Below are 15,067 nucleotides of genomic sequence, written 5' to 3'. Positions count from 1 at the left end.
TCTACAATAATAACTTTATGTGTGTTACTAAACTGCTAAAGGAGTTAATAAAGAATGAACTATGGGGCGAACAGCTTAGTTTTTCGTCAATAGATAAAAAGGATTTCTCTGCTTTACAGAATATTGCAAATATGCAGACTGTAAATGGGTTGGTATATTCTTCACTTATCAACAACAACGTAAAACTTCCACAACAAGAAGCTTTGGTTGCGTTTGGAAGTTTGGAAAACACCAAGAAAGCAAATCTACTCCTTAATAAAAACCTAATATTCCTTACCGAATTATTAGAGAAACATAATATAAAGTTCTTTGTTGTAAAAGGACAAACAATAGCAAACTCCTACCCTCGCCCACTTCATCGAGTAGGTGGAGATATTGATTTCTACTGTTTTGCTGAAGATTTAGAAAGATTACTTAATATATTGCATAAAGAATTAAATGTAGAACCGAAACGTGATGAATCGGAACAGCATTATACTTTCCTATTTAATAAAACCTTATTCGAACTACATTTTACACTTTACAAGTTTGCAAATACAGAAAATCAACAATATTTCGATAATCTGATAAACTCCGAGCCGCTGAGTTATACATTCATTGATAATAAAAAAATCCCAACTTTAAATCCAACACTAAATCTTGCTTATACTTTTCTTCATCTGTTTCATCACCTTATAGAATTAGGTGTGGGGCTTCGTCAATTCTGCGATGTTGCAATATTGTGCCACATAGCTGCGATGGCTGAACAAGAAGGAGACAGAAAGAATTGTATTGATAAAGCAAAGCTTATAGAAATACTAACACGATTAGATTTCCTCAAGGCATTTACTGCAATTGGAACAGTCCTCGTAGACGAGATAGGTTTGCCAAAAGCAGAATTTCCCTATACACTGACGAAGAAAGATTATAAAAGAAAGAAATACATTCTTAATCTTGTGTATAAGAGAGGAAACTTTGGGAAATATGGTCGCACAACAAAAGTAAGGTCAGGGATAAAGTATTATATTGAGCAAACGAATATAAAACTATCTCATTATTATCATCTGTTTAATCTTAGCAGAAAAGAAAACATTGCACTTATTGCGAAAGAGATTCCTAAAAAGATTCTCCAAGCAATAAAAAGGTGATACGTACAGTAATATAAAACAACCAATAAACAAAAAGAAAATCTTTACACACTCTTTTCATAAGAATAATTTTTGTTGAGGCAGCTAAGTAACGATGCTTGGTTGCCTTTTTTATTTCACTGGCAAAAGTCTGTTATCATACTGGTGATAATCTATTATCATACTAATGACAATCTATTATCATACTAATGACAATCTATTATCATACTAATGACAATCTATTATCATACTAATGACAATCTATTATCATACTAATGACAATCTATTATGATACTAATGACAATCTATTATCATACTAATGACAATCTATTATCATACTAATGACAATCTATTATGATACTAATGACAATCTATTATCATACTAATGACAATCTATTATCATACCGATGACAATCAATTGTCATACTAATGACTATCTATTATCATACTGATGATAATGAATGTGTATCAGAACTAAAGATTTGGATATATACTTCTATAGAATGTTAAACGCGAGTGTATCAAGAGGGATACACTCGCGCTTTTTTGTTTTTTTGTTTTACTACTTATCTAATACTGAATAAATACTGTTGTTGCTGACATATTCAGGAACAATGCTTTTCATCATCTTTACGATTTGCATACTATCGTATGTACGGCTTATTTGAAGGAGTTTTTCTATTTGTTGGTTTACGACATCATAATCATATTCTTGCACTTTCGCTATCCTCACTTTCTCGTGGAAGCTTGGTAGTGTGTTCTCTGTTGTACTCAACACTTCTTCGTAAAGTTTTTCTCCTGCACGTAGACCAGTATATTCTATTTCTATATTTTCCGCTCCTGAAAGCTTTATCATTCTCTTTGCCAAATCAGCTATCCTGACAGGTTTACCCATATCAAACACAAATATTTCCCCACCCTTTCCATGTGTTCCAGCCTCAAGTACTAGCTTACAAGCTTCTGGAATTAACATAAAGAAGCGAATAATATTAGGGTCGGTTACTGTTACAGGGCCACCATTCTTTATTTGCTTTTCAAATAATGGAATAACCGAACCATTTGAACCTAAGACATTACCAAAGCGGGTAGTAACAAACTGTGTTGATACTTCTTTATTACTTTCTTTATCTATTTTCTTATTTAGGCTCTGACAATATATTTCGCAAATACGCTTTGAGCAACCCATAACATTTGTAGGGTTCACGGCTTTATCGGTAGAAACCATTACAAACTTTCTTACACCATACTTTACACTTAAATCTGCAATGACTTTTGTTCCCCAAACATTGTTCTGAATACTTTCCGAAGGATTATTTTCCATCATTGGAACGTGCTTGTAAGCGGCAGCATGGAAGACGTATTCGGGCTTATACTGCTTGAAAATGGTTTCCATTCTGTCAAGATTGGTTATGTTTGCAACAATGGTTTCAACCTTAATATTAGGATAATCAAAGCCCATCATCAACCTGATATCGTGCTGTGGGGTTTCTGCCTGGTCGATAAGAATCAGTTTTCCAGGCTTATAAATGGAAATCTGTCGTACTATTTCCGAGCCAATGGAACCTGCTGAGCCTGTAATCATTATACACTTATCATTCAACAAGTTGCCAATAGCGTCCATATCTACAACTATTTCATCGCGTGGCAGCAGGTCTTCGATGTTTATTTCCTTGAACTGCACATGTTCCAAATCGTTTTCGCCTGTCCACTCTTTGGTATGTTCTGTCAGATATATCTTGACATTGGCATTAATGAGTATGTCCTGCAATGTTGTATTAGCTCGAAATCTATCTACTTGCATGGGCGAAACAAGCACAGCCCTTATATCATTTGATTCTATAACTTCTTCCAGCTTATCATTTATCGTGTATATTTTCTCGCCCATCAGCGTGTTTCCAGAATATAAATCATCATGAGATATAAACCCTTTCAACATAAAGTTGGTATTTCTATCGTTGCAAATATTGTTTGCTATCCCTATTCCACCTTCCTTAACACCGTATATCAGCGTTCTAATTCGCCTATTGGGGTTTAAATATGCATCATAAATTGCCTTTACTAAAATACGGAAAACAACCAATCCAATGGTAGCAACAAGATACATAACAGCAATTTGGCGACCTTGAAAACGCACAAATTTAATATCCCAAGAATACATTACATAGTGCATTACTTCTGCTATGACTAACGATAAAAGCATAGCAAGGCCGACACGCTGTAAGTCTACAAAAGAAGAATAACGTATTATACCAGAATAAGTCTTAAAGACTCGGAAACCCACAAGTGCGAAAACCATATAAACAAATATAGTCCTCGTAAGTATAGACAGATTAGAAAAGTCAACGGCTCCATGATAATAGAACCAGAACACAAGTATTCCAGACAAATAACAAATAAAAATATCGATAGCCAATACTACCCAATATGGCAGGGCATTCTTTGTAAAATACCATTGGAAGATTTTATCTATAATTTTCATATTTTACTAATCTGTCAAATAATTATTTCGTTATAGTTTATAATAAATGCAAAAGTACAATTTTTTTCTTATTAATACACACTTTTATAAAATTATAATTAATACAACTTTAATTATTCTTTCTCTAATCTATACTCTTCAACCTGTTTAAAGCCATTCAAGAAAGAACGGCTATCCATACGTTTCTTGCCTGAAAGCTGCAATTCTTTTAATTCTAATAGAAAATCGTTTGTATTTACATATACCTTTTTATTTTCTACTATAAACGTGCCTGGTTCAGCTACTACAGCTTTCTCTGTTTTTGCAACTTCAAATATTTTCAAGACCATTTTAGTGGCTGGAACAGCGGTATTGTCTAATGAAACCATCTTTGACCACGATCCTGGATAAGGCGAAAGTCCACGAACGAAGTTATAAATTGTACTTGCTTTCTGTTTCCAATCTATTTCGCAAGTCTCTTTAAATATCTTCGGCGCATGGCGCAAGTCTGATGATTCGTCTTGTGCTTCGGTTATTTCGTTCATCACTGATAGGATTTTATCTGCATCAAAATCATCTGCAACCTTTTCACACAAAAGGTTTATCGTTTCAATGGCTAACTCTGCTCCTAACCGCATCAGTCCATCGTAAACATATTCTACATTTGCGCTATCTGGAATAGGAAAATACTTTCGATTTATAATTCGCCCCGTGTCAATATCTTTATCGAGGAAGAAAGTTGTTACCCCTGTTTCGGTTTCACCATTTATCACTGCCCAGTTTATAGGGGCTGCGCCACGATATTGGGGCAACAAGGCTGCATGAACATTAAATGTTCCAAAACGTGGCATCGACCAGACCACTTCGGGAAGCATACGAAAAGCTACAACCACTTGCAAATCAGCCTTCCAAGCACGCAACTGCTCTAAGAACTCAACATCTTTCATTTTAACAGGTTGCAATACTGGCAAACCCACCGATTCGGCATATACCTTTACGGCAGGTGGTTGGAGTGTTTCCTGATGTCGTCCTACGGGTTTATCGGGCTGTGTTACAACTCCCACAACATTATAACCACCTTCTACTAAAGCCTTCAACGACTCTACGGCAAATTCCGGTGTACCCATAAAAACGATTCTCATATCTTTCTTGTCCATACTGCTCATTTAAAATTATAGAAATAAACTTGCAAACTATTCCTCACTGAAGTCGGCTACCAGCTGTCGATACAGGTTATACAGTCGTGCACGCGAAATATAACCAACAAGTCTGCCGTCAAGTTCAGTTACAGGCAATACCTGTGCTCCTGTCTTTTCAAACACTTTCATAACGCTCGCCATTGGGTCGTTCACGCCTATTGTTGCCGGTGGAGGTGTCATAAGCTGCTCCACCAAAAACCGATGGTACAGTTCGGTGCGGAAAATTATATGTCGAAGTTTTGTAATGTCGATTTCTCCTAATAGTATTCCACCATCGTTAAGAACCGGAATATAATTGTTGCGACTTGAGCTAATGGCGTGTACAAGTTTTCCCATTTCCATACTTGGCTCTACCGAAGTATAGTCGCGGTCGATAATGTTCTGCATGTTCATCATTGTCATTACAGCCTTGTCGGTGTGGTGCGTTAAGAGTTTTCCTTGTCGAGCCAAGCGAACGGCATAAATGCTGTGCTGTTCAAAAATGTTTATGGTAAGATACGAACTGATGGTTACAATGATTAGTGGAATGAAAAGATGATAACCACCTGTAAGCTCGGCTATTAAGAATACCCCAGTCAATGGCGCATGCATAACTGCTGCCATAACTGCTGCCATACCATAAAGCGTAAAATTCTTTTCAGGAATATACTCGCCTATCTGTTGGACATTCCAAAGTCGTGCAAAAAAGAAACCTCCGAATCCGCCAATAAACAGCGATGGGGCGAACGTACCACCACAACCGCCAGCCCCATTGGTCGCACTGGTGGCAAAAACCTTTATCAATGCTACCAATCCAACATACAATAACAAGAACTTTGCTTGCCCTGCAAACATTGAACCTCGCAGCACCTGATTCCAGTCGGCTTCGCCATTACCTTCTATAAAAAGGCGCAAGCTGCTATAACCTTCGCCATAAAGGGAAGGAAACAAAAAGATAAGCGACGACAAAACCAAGCCACCTGCCAACAGTTTAAGGTAAGGACGATTGGAAAGACTTGCATATCGGTCTTCGCACCACGACATAACACGCATAAAGTAAAGCGAAAGGAAACCGCAGCCTATACCTAAAAGTATGGTTGGCGGCACTTTACTAAGACTCCAAAGATAGTCCATCTTAAAGTTATACATTGGCTCGCCACCTGTAAAGAAGTATGAAAAACAAGTGGCTGTAACCGAAGCTATCAAGATGGGCAACAGAGATGCCATGGTAAGGTCTACCATCAGTATTTCCAAAGTAAACACCAGTCCTGCTATCGGTGCTTTGAAAATACCCGAAACAGCAGCTGTAGCACCACAACCAACCAATAGCATCAGCGTTCGACGGTCCATATTGAAAATCCTGCCGAGGTTACTGCCAATGGCAGACCCTGTCAGTACAATAGGAGCCTCTGCTCCTACCGACCCACCAAAACCAATTGTAATAGCCGATGCTACAATGGAAGTCCACGTATTGTGCGCCTTCAGTTTAGAGCGTTTTGTGGAAATTGCATACAGCACACGCGTAATTCCATGCGAAATCTGGTCGCGGACAACATACTTAACAAACAAACTGGTTAGCCAAATACCAATAACTGGATAAAGAAGATACAGCCAGTTGATGGTAGTCATACGAAATCCTGACGTAATGAGTTTTTCTATTTCGCCAATAATAATATGAAGTACGTATGCTGCCACGGCAGCCAAGAAGCCAACAATAAACGCAAGCACCAATACAAACTGGCGGTCGGAAATATTTGTCTTACGCCATTCGTCTATTCGACTGATTATATTGCTATTATTCTCGTTTGCCATTTTTCAAGCCTGCTCCTCTATATAGATATGTATATATAAGGCTGCTACGATGATTTATTTTCTTATTATGTTTATTTCGCCTGTCGCACCAACCTTTATTATCGTAGATGGTTGATGTGGCTTATGCTCTTGTCGGCGAGAAGTACAAACGTAGTCTACAGCCGACAATATTTCTTCTGAAATGTCGCGATAGTTCTGTGCAGCAGGTTCGCCACTAATATTTGCCGATGTGCTGACTATTGCTTTCTGAAAACGGTAACACAACTCTTTCGAGAAAGGTTCGTTGGTTATTCTTATACCGATAGAACCATCTTCGCCTATAAGGTTGGGCGCAAGGTTTACAGCTTCGTCAAGTATCAATGTCGTCGGCTTTACCACGGCATCAATAAGTTGCCATGCCACATCGGGAACATTGCGTACATATCGTTGCAAGCGTGCATCGGAATCGACAAGGCAAACCAATGCCTTGGAATCATCGCGACGTTTTATCTCATAAACCTTAGCCACAGCTTCGGGATTGGTGGCATCGCAGCCAATTCCCCATACAGTATCGGTTGGATAGAGTATCACCCCACCCTTTTGCAACACTTCAACCGCCTTTCTAATATCTTCTTGTTGTATCATTTTCTTATAACCAATAGAGAAATACAAAAGTAGGAAAAAAAAAGGAAACCGACAAATCTATAAGACAAAAATAAAGTTGATAGTATTCAGTACCTATCAAAAGAGGAGAAAAGCTGTCATCTTTTTCGTTTTCTTTCATCGTTAAAAGTATATGTACAAAGCTATTTTCAGAGTAAGCAATATTTACTATGGCGAAGTACATTGCTTTATTTTTCCGAACATACAAACTTCTTTAGGTGCAACTTTATTTCGCCTCCATTATTCGTTTTCTAAATAAAAACAAGGCATAAAAGTGTAAATGTTTTTCGTAAATATATTTATCGTATAACCATTTAATTATCAGGGATTTGCAAAACCTATTGTTTCGCATTCCAAAAGCGGCTGTTTTGCACGGTAAAAGCGTAGGTTTTGCATCGCAAAAGAGCCGCTTTCGCAATGCCAAAACGAAATTATCGTTTTTCATCAGAATTATTTTTACAAAGCCAAAGTGTTTTTAGTATCTGACACAAGCAGCAAAAAAGAAAACTATTTTTCCAAAAACGTTTTGCTTCAGCTCTATCTTCACGATTAGAAAAAGGCGTTACACCAATGGTATAACGCCTTTTATAAGTAATATTACAATGTATTTCTTTTTTAATCAACAGGAATATCCTTGTTTACATTCTTGCTGCCTATCAGAGTGTAGAAGCACATATAAGCCACACCAGCGAGTGGAACAAAGTATGAAACAAGATAGCCAGACTGGTCGGCTATGAAGTTTTGGAGCAACGGAAGCAAGCCACCACCTACTACCATCATCATAAATATACCCGAAGCAGGCTCTGTGTATTTTCCAAGACCTTCGGTTGCAAGGTTGAAGATACACGGCCACATAACGCTGGTGCACAGTCCGCAAAGTACAAGTAACAATGCAGAAACAGGTACAACTACCATATTGAAAGCTGAACCAGTGAATACAGGCATCGAAACGGCTGCGCTCTTACCTAATACAATAGCTGTGGTGATGAGTATCATAGCAAGAATGGTGGTGCACGACATTAATGTCCTGCTCGAAATTTTGCTGGCAATGAAACCTGCAATGAAACGTCCTATGAGCATTAAGAACCAATAGGTTGCAGCAACAGAACCTGCAATGGCTGTGGCTGTAGCCTTAGGAAGTCCTCCACCAATGGCAGTCGTATCAGAAAGGTAGTAAATAAGTGTTCCAGGAATACCTACTTCTACGCCCACATACACGAAAATAGCGATTGCGCCTAATACGAAATGGCGGAAGTTCCAAGGAGAATGTTCAAATGTAACATTGGTTCCTGTCTTGCTGTTCTTTGGGTCTTGAATAGGAATATACGATAGAATAACGAATGCTACCACGAATACACCCATTGCAATGTAAAGAACTGGATTAACGTCAATGATAGATGTGTTCTTTGTTACTTCTCCAATCAGCGAGCCAACAAAAAGCGGCGTAAGGGTTCCCGACAGCGAATTGAGCGTTCCACCTATCATATTAAGCTGATTTCCACGATTTCCACCGCCTCCGATAAGGTTCAACATCGGATTAACCACTGTGTTCAGCATACAAACACAGAAACCTGAGATGAACGCTCCTAAGAGATAAATAACAAATCCTGTAATCTTCGCATCGGTAAAGAAGCCCGAGCAGAACTGAGTCAGTACGCCGAAGAAACCAATGGCAATACCAATGAGAGCCGTTTTCTTGTATCCTACACGCACAAGCATCTTTCCTGCGGGGATTCCCATAAAGAAATAGGCAAGAAAGTTCATAGCATTGCCAAGCATACCCACCGTATTGGCACTTTCGCCACCAAAGATATTTTTCCAAATAACTCCGATTGGAGCAGCAAGATTTGTTACAAACGAAATCATTGCATAAAGAAACATCATTGTAATAATCGCAATGATGCTTCCATTTTGTTTAGTATTATTCATTGTTTAGCAATTTATTTTCTGCAAAGAAAGCAAAAATAAATGATAACGACAAACTATTTTAAGTCAAAAGGAGATTTGTTGTGTGTTAAAAACAATTAAAGGCAAGATTGAAAAATCCTGCCTTTAATGGGAATTATATTGCTATTAGAATTTGCTTAAAAAGTCGGCAACAATATAGCTCGAACCACCTACAAATATGAAGTCGTCGCTTTCTGCCTCGCTCAATGCTTGCTCGTAAGCTTCTGCAACATCTACAAACGTCCTGCCCTCAAGGTTGTATTGTTTGCCTATTCTTGCTACCTTGTCAGCCGAGAATGCACGCTTTGTGCTGGGTTGTGTCCAATAGTAAATGGCATTTTCAGGCAGAAGTGCCATAACAGCCTCTATGTCCTTGTCGTCTACCATACCAAAGACAATGCGCAACGTGCGATACTTTTGACTTTTAATTTGCAATGACAAGTCTTTCCAGCCTGCTTCGTTGTGCCCAGTGTCGCAGACGACAGTCGGGTTTTGCTGTATCTGCTGCCATCTACCCATTAATCCCGTCTCTTCACACACATTTGAGAAACCTTTTGCAACGCTGTCTATGTTCCTGATTATCTGCTTATTGTAAAGCTGCATCACTGCCGTTAGCAGCGTGTTGGTATTCTTGTCTTGGTAGATTCCACCCAATTCGCCCTCTATCGTACCGAATAAGCGGGTCTGGTATATGCGTCCCCTCTTCGGATTGACACTTGCCGATTGTACCATAGGAATGTCTTCGGCAAATACAATCATTGCGTCCATCTCCTGTGCCTTTGCTTCAAACACGACACGGGTTTCGGGTAGTGCTTCGCCAACTACGACAGGAGTGCCTTGTTTTATAATGCCAGCCTTTTCGTATGCTATCTTTGATAATGTATCGCCCAAGAATTGGGTGTGGTCGAGCGAAATGTTGGTAATGATGGAGAGCAAGGGATTGATAATGTTGGTGCAATCCAACCGACCGCCCAAGCCCACTTCTATAATGGCAAAGTCTACCTGTTGTTCGGCAAAATACTTGAAAGCCATTGCAGTAGTCAGTTCAAAGAACGATGGGTGCAATGGTTCGAAGAAGTTACGATGGTTTTCAACAAAATCAATTACGTATTGTTCGGAAATCATCTTGCCGTTCACCCTGATGCGTTCCCTGAAGTCTATGAGGTGTGGACTTGTGTAAAGCCCTACTTTATAGCCATCGGCTTGGAGTATTGCAGCCAATGTATGCGAGCAAGAACCTTTTCCGTTGCTTCCTGCAATATGGATAGAACGGAAGTTTTGATGCGGTCGCCCGAAGTATTCGTCCAATGCGAGGGTTGTAGATAAACCCTCCTTATAAGCAGAAGCACCCACGTGCTCAAAGACGGGGGTGCTGTTGTATAAGTATTCTGTTGTTTCCTTGTAAGTCATTTTCATTACTTTTCAGTCTTTACAACTTAGCTGAATAGTTTCTTGAAGTTATCAAAAATGGAACGTTTCGTATAGCTATCTCCCTTGAAGTTGTCGCTTTCCTTAAATTCTTCAATGGCATTGCGTTCTGATTTTGACAGTGTCTTTGGCACATAAACACTTATTTGTACGATAAGGTCGCCCATTCCTCTGCCATAGCCCTGCACGGCAGGAAGTCCTTTGCCTCTTAAACGAAGCGTTTTGCCAGGTTGTGTGCCTTCTTCTATCTTTATTTTCACAGAACTTCCATCTATTGTTGGAATTTCAACCTGACCACCCAAGACAGCCGTGGGGAAGTCGAGTAACAAGTTGTAGATAACATTCTGTCCATCACGAATGAATGTATCGTTGTCTTCTTCTTCGATATAAACTTGTATATTGCCTGTTATGCCATTGTGTTTACCTGCATTTCCCTTGTTTGGAACATTCACGACCATTCCTTCGGCAACACCTGCAGGAATGTTGATTTCAACAACTTCCTCGCCTTTCACTACACCGTCGCCGTGGCAATGTGTACATTTGTTCTTTATAACAGTACCTTCTCCACCACATACGTGGCAGGTTGTTTGTGTCTGCACCATACCGAAGATACTCTGCTGGGTACGAATTTCCATACCGCTACCATGGCAATTAGGACACGTTTCTGTGCCACTACCGCCTTCGGCACCCGTTCCGTGGCAATGTTCGCAGGCTACATCTTTGCGTACCTTGAACTTCTTGGTAACCCCCGTAGCTACTTCCTGCAATGAAAGTCTGACTTTCAGGCGCAAATCGGCACCTTTATATTTAGGAGCCTGACGGCTTCCACCGCCGAAACCTCCAAAGCCACTACCGCCATGCCCACCGAAGACATCGCCAAACATAGAGAATATATCGTCCATTGAGAAGCCACCGCCACCAAATGGATTGCCACCACCAAAGCTTGGTCCGTCAAATCCGAACTGGTCGTATTGCTGTCGCTTCTGTGGGTCGCTCAAAATGCTGTATGCTTCTGCAGCTTCCTTGAACTTTTCCTCTGCTTTTGCATCGTCAGGATTTCTGTCTGGGTGATATTTAATAGCGAGCTTTCTATACGCCTTCTTTATTTCGTCGTCCGAAGCATTCTTTTCCACGCCCAAGACTTCGTAGTAATCTCTTTTTGCCATTCCTTAATTGTTGTGAGTTTTGTAAACTCCTGAAGTTCTAAAAACTCTAAGGTTATTTACTTCTTTATATATTATTGTCCTACTGCAACCTTGGCGTGGCGAATTACTTTATCATTCAGCATATAGCCAGTTTGTACACAATCAATGATTTTGCCTTTCTTGTCATCGCCCATTCCTGGCACCATTGCAATTGCTTCGTGATAATCTACATTGAAATCTTTATCTTCTGTTTCAATCTTATTTACGCCAATACCTTCCAAAGTCTTTAAGAACTTCTTGAAAATAAGGTCGAAACCTTCTTTAATGGCTGTTGCATCTTCTGTCTTATCTGTAATGGCGCGTTCAAAATCGTCGAGAATAGGAAGAATTGCTGTAATGGTTTTCTCGCCACCATTAAGTATAAGCTCTGCTTTTTCCTTCAGCGTTCGCTTCTTATAGTTCTCAAATTCAGCATAAAGACGAATATACTTGTCTTTCCACTCTTCAGCTTCTGCGCTGTCGTCTTTCTGCTCTGCTTCGTCTTCTTCATTGGTTTCAGCTTCCGAAGTTTCTTCGTTATCAGCTTCTGACAATATTTCTTCCTCTGAAGCAGTATTTTCTTCTTGCACGGTTTCTTCGTCCTGCAACTTTGTTTCTTCGTCTTCTATTTCTATCTTCTTATTCTTTTTGCTCATAATAATGTATTCTTTTTTCAACAAAACTATACAAATAGTGTGCCAACATAGCAAGGACTGCACGACAAATACAATTCGTCAGCAGTCCTTGAACTATTATCTTGCTAATTTAAACTTGGTACATCTTAGCTTTTTGTTCCTTTATCTGCTCGTCGTGAATATACTCATCGTAGCTCATAAGCTTATCAATCGTACCGTTCGGTGTTAATTCGATGATACGGTTGGCAACAGTTCCGATGAATTCGTGGTCGTGAGAACTGAAGAGAATATTACCCTTAAAGCCAACAAGGTTATTGTTGAATGCCTGAATACTCTCCAAATCGAGGTGGTTTGTAGGAGTATCAAGTATCAAGCAGTTGGCATTTTGCAACTGCATACGTGCTATCATACAACGCATTTTCTCGCCTCCAGACAACACATTGACTTTCTTCTCTACCTCTTCCTGCTTAAACAGCATACGACCGAGGAAGCCTTTCATCACAACCTCGTTACCCGGACCATATTGTGAAAGCCAATCGACAAGATTCATATCGCAGTCGAAGTATTTAGTATTGTCGAGTGGCAAATAAGCCGTTGTAATGGTTATGCCCCAGTTGTAAGTGCCAGCCTGGGCTTCTCGCTCACCATTGATAATGTTGAACAAAGCCGTCATTGCCTTCGGATTGCGAGACAAGAACACTACTTTCTGCTCTTTCTCGACATTGAAATTCACGTGGTCGAACAATACTGTTCCGTCTTCATCAACGGCTTTCAAGTCTTCTACTTCCAAGATTTGGTTTCCCGGCTCGCGCTCCATTTGGAAGATGATGCCTGGATATTTACGGCTTGACGGGCGGATTTCCTCTACATTCAGTTTCTCAAGCATCTTCTTGCGCGAAGTAGTCTGCTTGCTTTTTGCCACATTGGCAGAGAAACGGCGGATAAATTCTTCCAGTTGCTGCTTCTTTTCTTCAGCTTTCAACTTTTGGTTCTGTGCCTGACGCAAAGCCAACTGCGAACTTTCGTACCAGAACGAATAGTTACCGGCAAACACCGTAACCTTACCGAAGTCGATATCAATCGTCTGTGTACTTACAGCATCAAGGAAGTGGCGGTCGTGCGATACAACAAGCACCGTTTGTGTCTCTTCTATTTCGCCAAGATAATCTTCCAACCATTCCACCGTTTCAAGGTCAAGGTCGTTGGTAGGCTCATCGAGCAAAAGGTTGTCGGGCTTTCCGAACAATGCCTTTGCCAACATTACACGCACCTTTTCCGTATTCGACAGTTCGCCAACTCGTTTCTGGTGGGCGTCTTCCTGCACGCCTAAGTGCTGTAACAACTGGGCAGCTTCGCTTTCGGCCTCCCAACCATTCATTTCGGCAAACTTCAGTTCCAAGTCGGCAGCGCGGTTTCCGTCCTCTTCTGTCATTTCCGGTTTAGCGTAAAGCTCCTCGCGCTCCTTCATATTCTTCCAAAGCGGTTCGTGCCCCATAAGCACGGTGTCCATTACCTTAAATTCATCGTACTTAAAGTGGTCCTGCTCCAATACCGACAAACGTTCTCCTGTTCCTAACGTAATGGTTCCCTTGTTGGGCTCCAAATCGCCAGATATGGCACGAAGCAGTGTTGATTTTCCTGCGCCATTAGCTCCGATAACGCCATAGATATTTCCCGGAGTAAACTTGATATTAACGTCCTTGTACAGAACTCTTTTTCCGAATTGAACGGCAATGTTTGAAAGTGTAATCATTGTTTGTTTTAAATCCTATTTTCTTATTTGGGCGCAAAGGTACAATAATAATGTGATACTTGCAAGAACAACGGTTCTTAGTAGCAGCTAAATACAAGAAATACGCCCCTACGGCAGACGACGCACACACAGCAGACAGTCATGCGAAAAAATGCCCCCGCTCCTCACGGAACGGGGACTTTGTTAAGTGGCAAAGTTCTATGGGTGACTTGGCGTTTCGCCTCCACCTTCTTTTTCTTTCTTGTCTTTCTCCTTCACCGTTTCATACGAATTGTCCCTGAGTGTAGCTTTCAGTTCCACGCCTGGTGTAAAGGTTACACGGGGGGTTATACTCTCCGTCTTGAAAGCTTTTTCCGTCAGCGAACCCTCGCTCGAGAGCGTCAGGCGCATCGTGCCGAAATCGCTCAACTGCACGCTGAAACCGTCGCGCAGATAGTGGGGCAGACAGTCGATAAAGTTTAAAAGCACGTTTTCGATGTCGCCTCGCGTCAGCGACGAACGTCCGGCAATGTCGTGCGCAATGTCGCGTAGTGTTTTCCGTCCTAAGTTCACAGGATTTGCATAATACTTTTCCTCTGACCGCTTCTGCGGATTCTTTTTCTTTTGAAGCTTGATCTTCATAGTAATTTGTTTTAAGAATTTATATTAAATGTTACACGACTTCCGAGCTTTCCGAGGAACCATTTCCGCTCCGTGCTCTTCCGTCGTTTTTTGTTTTCATGTCGCCTTTGGCACTTTTCACAGTATCTGTTTTTTGTGCACTCTCATAGTATTTGAATTTTCCTGCGGTCGGAAGAAAATTTTTCTTTGAGGAAAATTTATTTCCGACCGTAGTCACGTAAAATTCTCACCGTAGAGAAATTTTCTTCCAACCGTAGGAAAATTCTGTTACGCTTTTTCATTTTTCATTCGGCAGATTTCCAA

The 15,067-nt window shown here is 40.4% G+C and carries 12 protein-coding genes; 2 read left to right on the top strand and 10 right to left on the bottom strand.

The features are described 5' to 3' along the window. Positions 1-17 precede the first annotated feature (17 nt). The gene (locus tag BWX39_RS05745) at positions 18-1,127 is read left to right on the top strand and encodes a nucleotidyltransferase domain-containing protein (RefSeq protein ID WP_028906207.1); all 1,110 of its coding nucleotides are present in this window, start codon (positions 18-20) and stop codon (positions 1,125-1,127) included. Between the two features lie 541 nt (positions 1,128-1,668). Here BWX39_RS05745 and BWX39_RS05740 read toward each other — a convergent pair. From BWX39_RS05740 to BWX39_RS05725, 4 genes are all read right to left on the bottom strand, one after another. After that, the gene (locus BWX39_RS05740; protein WP_028906206.1) at positions 1,669-3,585 is read right to left on the bottom strand and encodes a polysaccharide biosynthesis protein; all 1,917 of its coding nucleotides are present in this window, start codon (positions 3,583-3,585) and stop codon (positions 1,669-1,671) included. A 113-nt stretch (positions 3,586-3,698) separates the two neighbouring features. Further along, the gene (gene fmt, locus BWX39_RS05735; RefSeq protein ID WP_028906205.1) at positions 3,699-4,721 is read right to left on the bottom strand and encodes a methionyl-tRNA formyltransferase; all 1,023 of its coding nucleotides are present in this window, start codon (positions 4,719-4,721) and stop codon (positions 3,699-3,701) included. A 36-nt stretch (positions 4,722-4,757) separates the two neighbouring features. Continuing rightward, a complete protein-coding gene (locus BWX39_RS05730) occupies positions 4,758-6,554 on the bottom strand; it encodes a chloride channel protein (protein WP_028906204.1) in 1,797 nt (598 codons plus the stop codon). A gap of 54 nt (positions 6,555-6,608) precedes the next feature. Further along, on the bottom strand, positions 6,609-7,178 hold the full coding sequence (locus BWX39_RS05725; RefSeq protein ID WP_028906203.1) for an L-threonylcarbamoyladenylate synthase: 570 nt from the start codon (positions 7,176-7,178) through the stop codon (positions 6,609-6,611). 311 nt (positions 7,179-7,489) lie between these two features. Here BWX39_RS05725 and BWX39_RS12450 point away from each other — a divergent pair, with 311 nt between their 5' ends. Next, a complete protein-coding gene (locus BWX39_RS12450) occupies positions 7,490-7,675 on the top strand; it encodes a hypothetical protein (RefSeq protein ID WP_076123262.1) in 186 nt (61 codons plus the stop codon). Between the two features lie 136 nt (positions 7,676-7,811). On the opposite strand, the gene BWX39_RS05715 is transcribed toward BWX39_RS12450, so the two are convergent. The 6 genes from BWX39_RS05715 to BWX39_RS05690 all read right to left on the bottom strand — a co-directional run bounded on the left by BWX39_RS05715 (position 7,812) and on the right by BWX39_RS05690 (position 14,764). Then, positions 7,812-9,125 (bottom strand): MFS transporter, encoded by a 1,314-nt coding sequence (locus tag BWX39_RS05715; RefSeq protein WP_028906202.1) that lies wholly within the window; start codon positions 9,123-9,125, stop codon positions 7,812-7,814. Positions 9,126-9,269: 144 nt separating this feature from the next. Beyond that, complete coding sequence (locus tag BWX39_RS05710; protein ID WP_028906201.1) at positions 9,270-10,553, bottom strand: bifunctional folylpolyglutamate synthase/dihydrofolate synthase; 1,284 nt, start codon at positions 10,551-10,553, stop codon at positions 9,270-9,272. A 26-nt stretch (positions 10,554-10,579) separates the two neighbouring features. Further along, complete coding sequence (gene dnaJ / locus BWX39_RS05705) at positions 10,580-11,737, bottom strand: molecular chaperone DnaJ (RefSeq protein WP_028906200.1); 1,158 nt, start codon at positions 11,735-11,737, stop codon at positions 10,580-10,582. Between the two features lie 71 nt (positions 11,738-11,808). Further along, a complete protein-coding gene (locus tag BWX39_RS05700) occupies positions 11,809-12,411 on the bottom strand; it encodes a nucleotide exchange factor GrpE (RefSeq protein WP_028906199.1) in 603 nt (200 codons plus the stop codon). 109 nt (positions 12,412-12,520) lie between these two features. Continuing rightward, positions 12,521-14,143: an ABC-F family ATP-binding cassette domain-containing protein gene (locus BWX39_RS05695; protein WP_004364227.1), complete on the bottom strand. Its 1,623-nt coding sequence runs from the start codon at positions 14,141-14,143 to the stop codon at positions 12,521-12,523. 198 nt (positions 14,144-14,341) lie between these two features. Next, the gene (locus BWX39_RS05690; RefSeq protein ID WP_028906198.1) at positions 14,342-14,764 is read right to left on the bottom strand and encodes an HU family DNA-binding protein; all 423 of its coding nucleotides are present in this window, start codon (positions 14,762-14,764) and stop codon (positions 14,342-14,344) included. Positions 14,765-15,067 lie beyond the last annotated feature (303 nt).

The sequence above is a fragment of the Prevotella intermedia ATCC 25611 = DSM 20706 genome, from assembly GCF_001953955.1.
GTDB classification, from domain to species: domain Bacteria; phylum Bacteroidota; class Bacteroidia; order Bacteroidales; family Bacteroidaceae; genus Prevotella; species Prevotella intermedia.
The sequence above is the reverse complement of the archived record's forward strand: the minus strand, read 5'-3'. Positions and strand labels throughout refer to the sequence as shown.

Coding starts and splice junctions, on each gene's coding strand:
- BWX39_RS05745 (WP_028906207.1), top strand. CDS start 18: ATGTGTGTTACTAAACTGCTAAAGGAGTTAATAAAGAATGAACTATGG.
- BWX39_RS05740 (WP_028906206.1), bottom strand. CDS start 3,585: ATGAAAATTATAGATAAAATCTTCCAATGGTATTTTACAAAGAATGCC.
- fmt (WP_028906205.1), bottom strand. CDS start 4,721: ATGGACAAGAAAGATATGAGAATCGTTTTTATGGGTACACCGGAATTT.
- BWX39_RS05730 (WP_028906204.1), bottom strand. CDS start 6,554: ATGGCAAACGAGAATAATAGCAATATAATCAGTCGAATAGACGAATGG.
- BWX39_RS05725 (WP_028906203.1), bottom strand. CDS start 7,178: ATGATACAACAAGAAGATATTAGAAAGGCGGTTGAAGTGTTGCAAAAG.
- BWX39_RS05715 (WP_028906202.1), bottom strand. CDS start 9,125: ATGAATAATACTAAACAAAATGGAAGCATCATTGCGATTATTACAATG.
- BWX39_RS05710 (WP_028906201.1), bottom strand. CDS start 10,553: ATGACTTACAAGGAAACAACAGAATACTTATACAACAGCACCCCCGTC.
- dnaJ (WP_028906200.1), bottom strand. CDS start 11,737: ATGGCAAAAAGAGATTACTACGAAGTCTTGGGCGTGGAAAAGAATGCT.
- BWX39_RS05700 (WP_028906199.1), bottom strand. CDS start 12,411: ATGAGCAAAAAGAATAAGAAGATAGAAATAGAAGACGAAGAAACAAAG.
- BWX39_RS05695 (WP_004364227.1), bottom strand. CDS start 14,143: ATGATTACACTTTCAAACATTGCCGTTCAATTCGGAAAAAGAGTTCTG.
- BWX39_RS05690 (WP_028906198.1), bottom strand. CDS start 14,764: ATGAAGATCAAGCTTCAAAAGAAAAAGAATCCGCAGAAGCGGTCAGAG.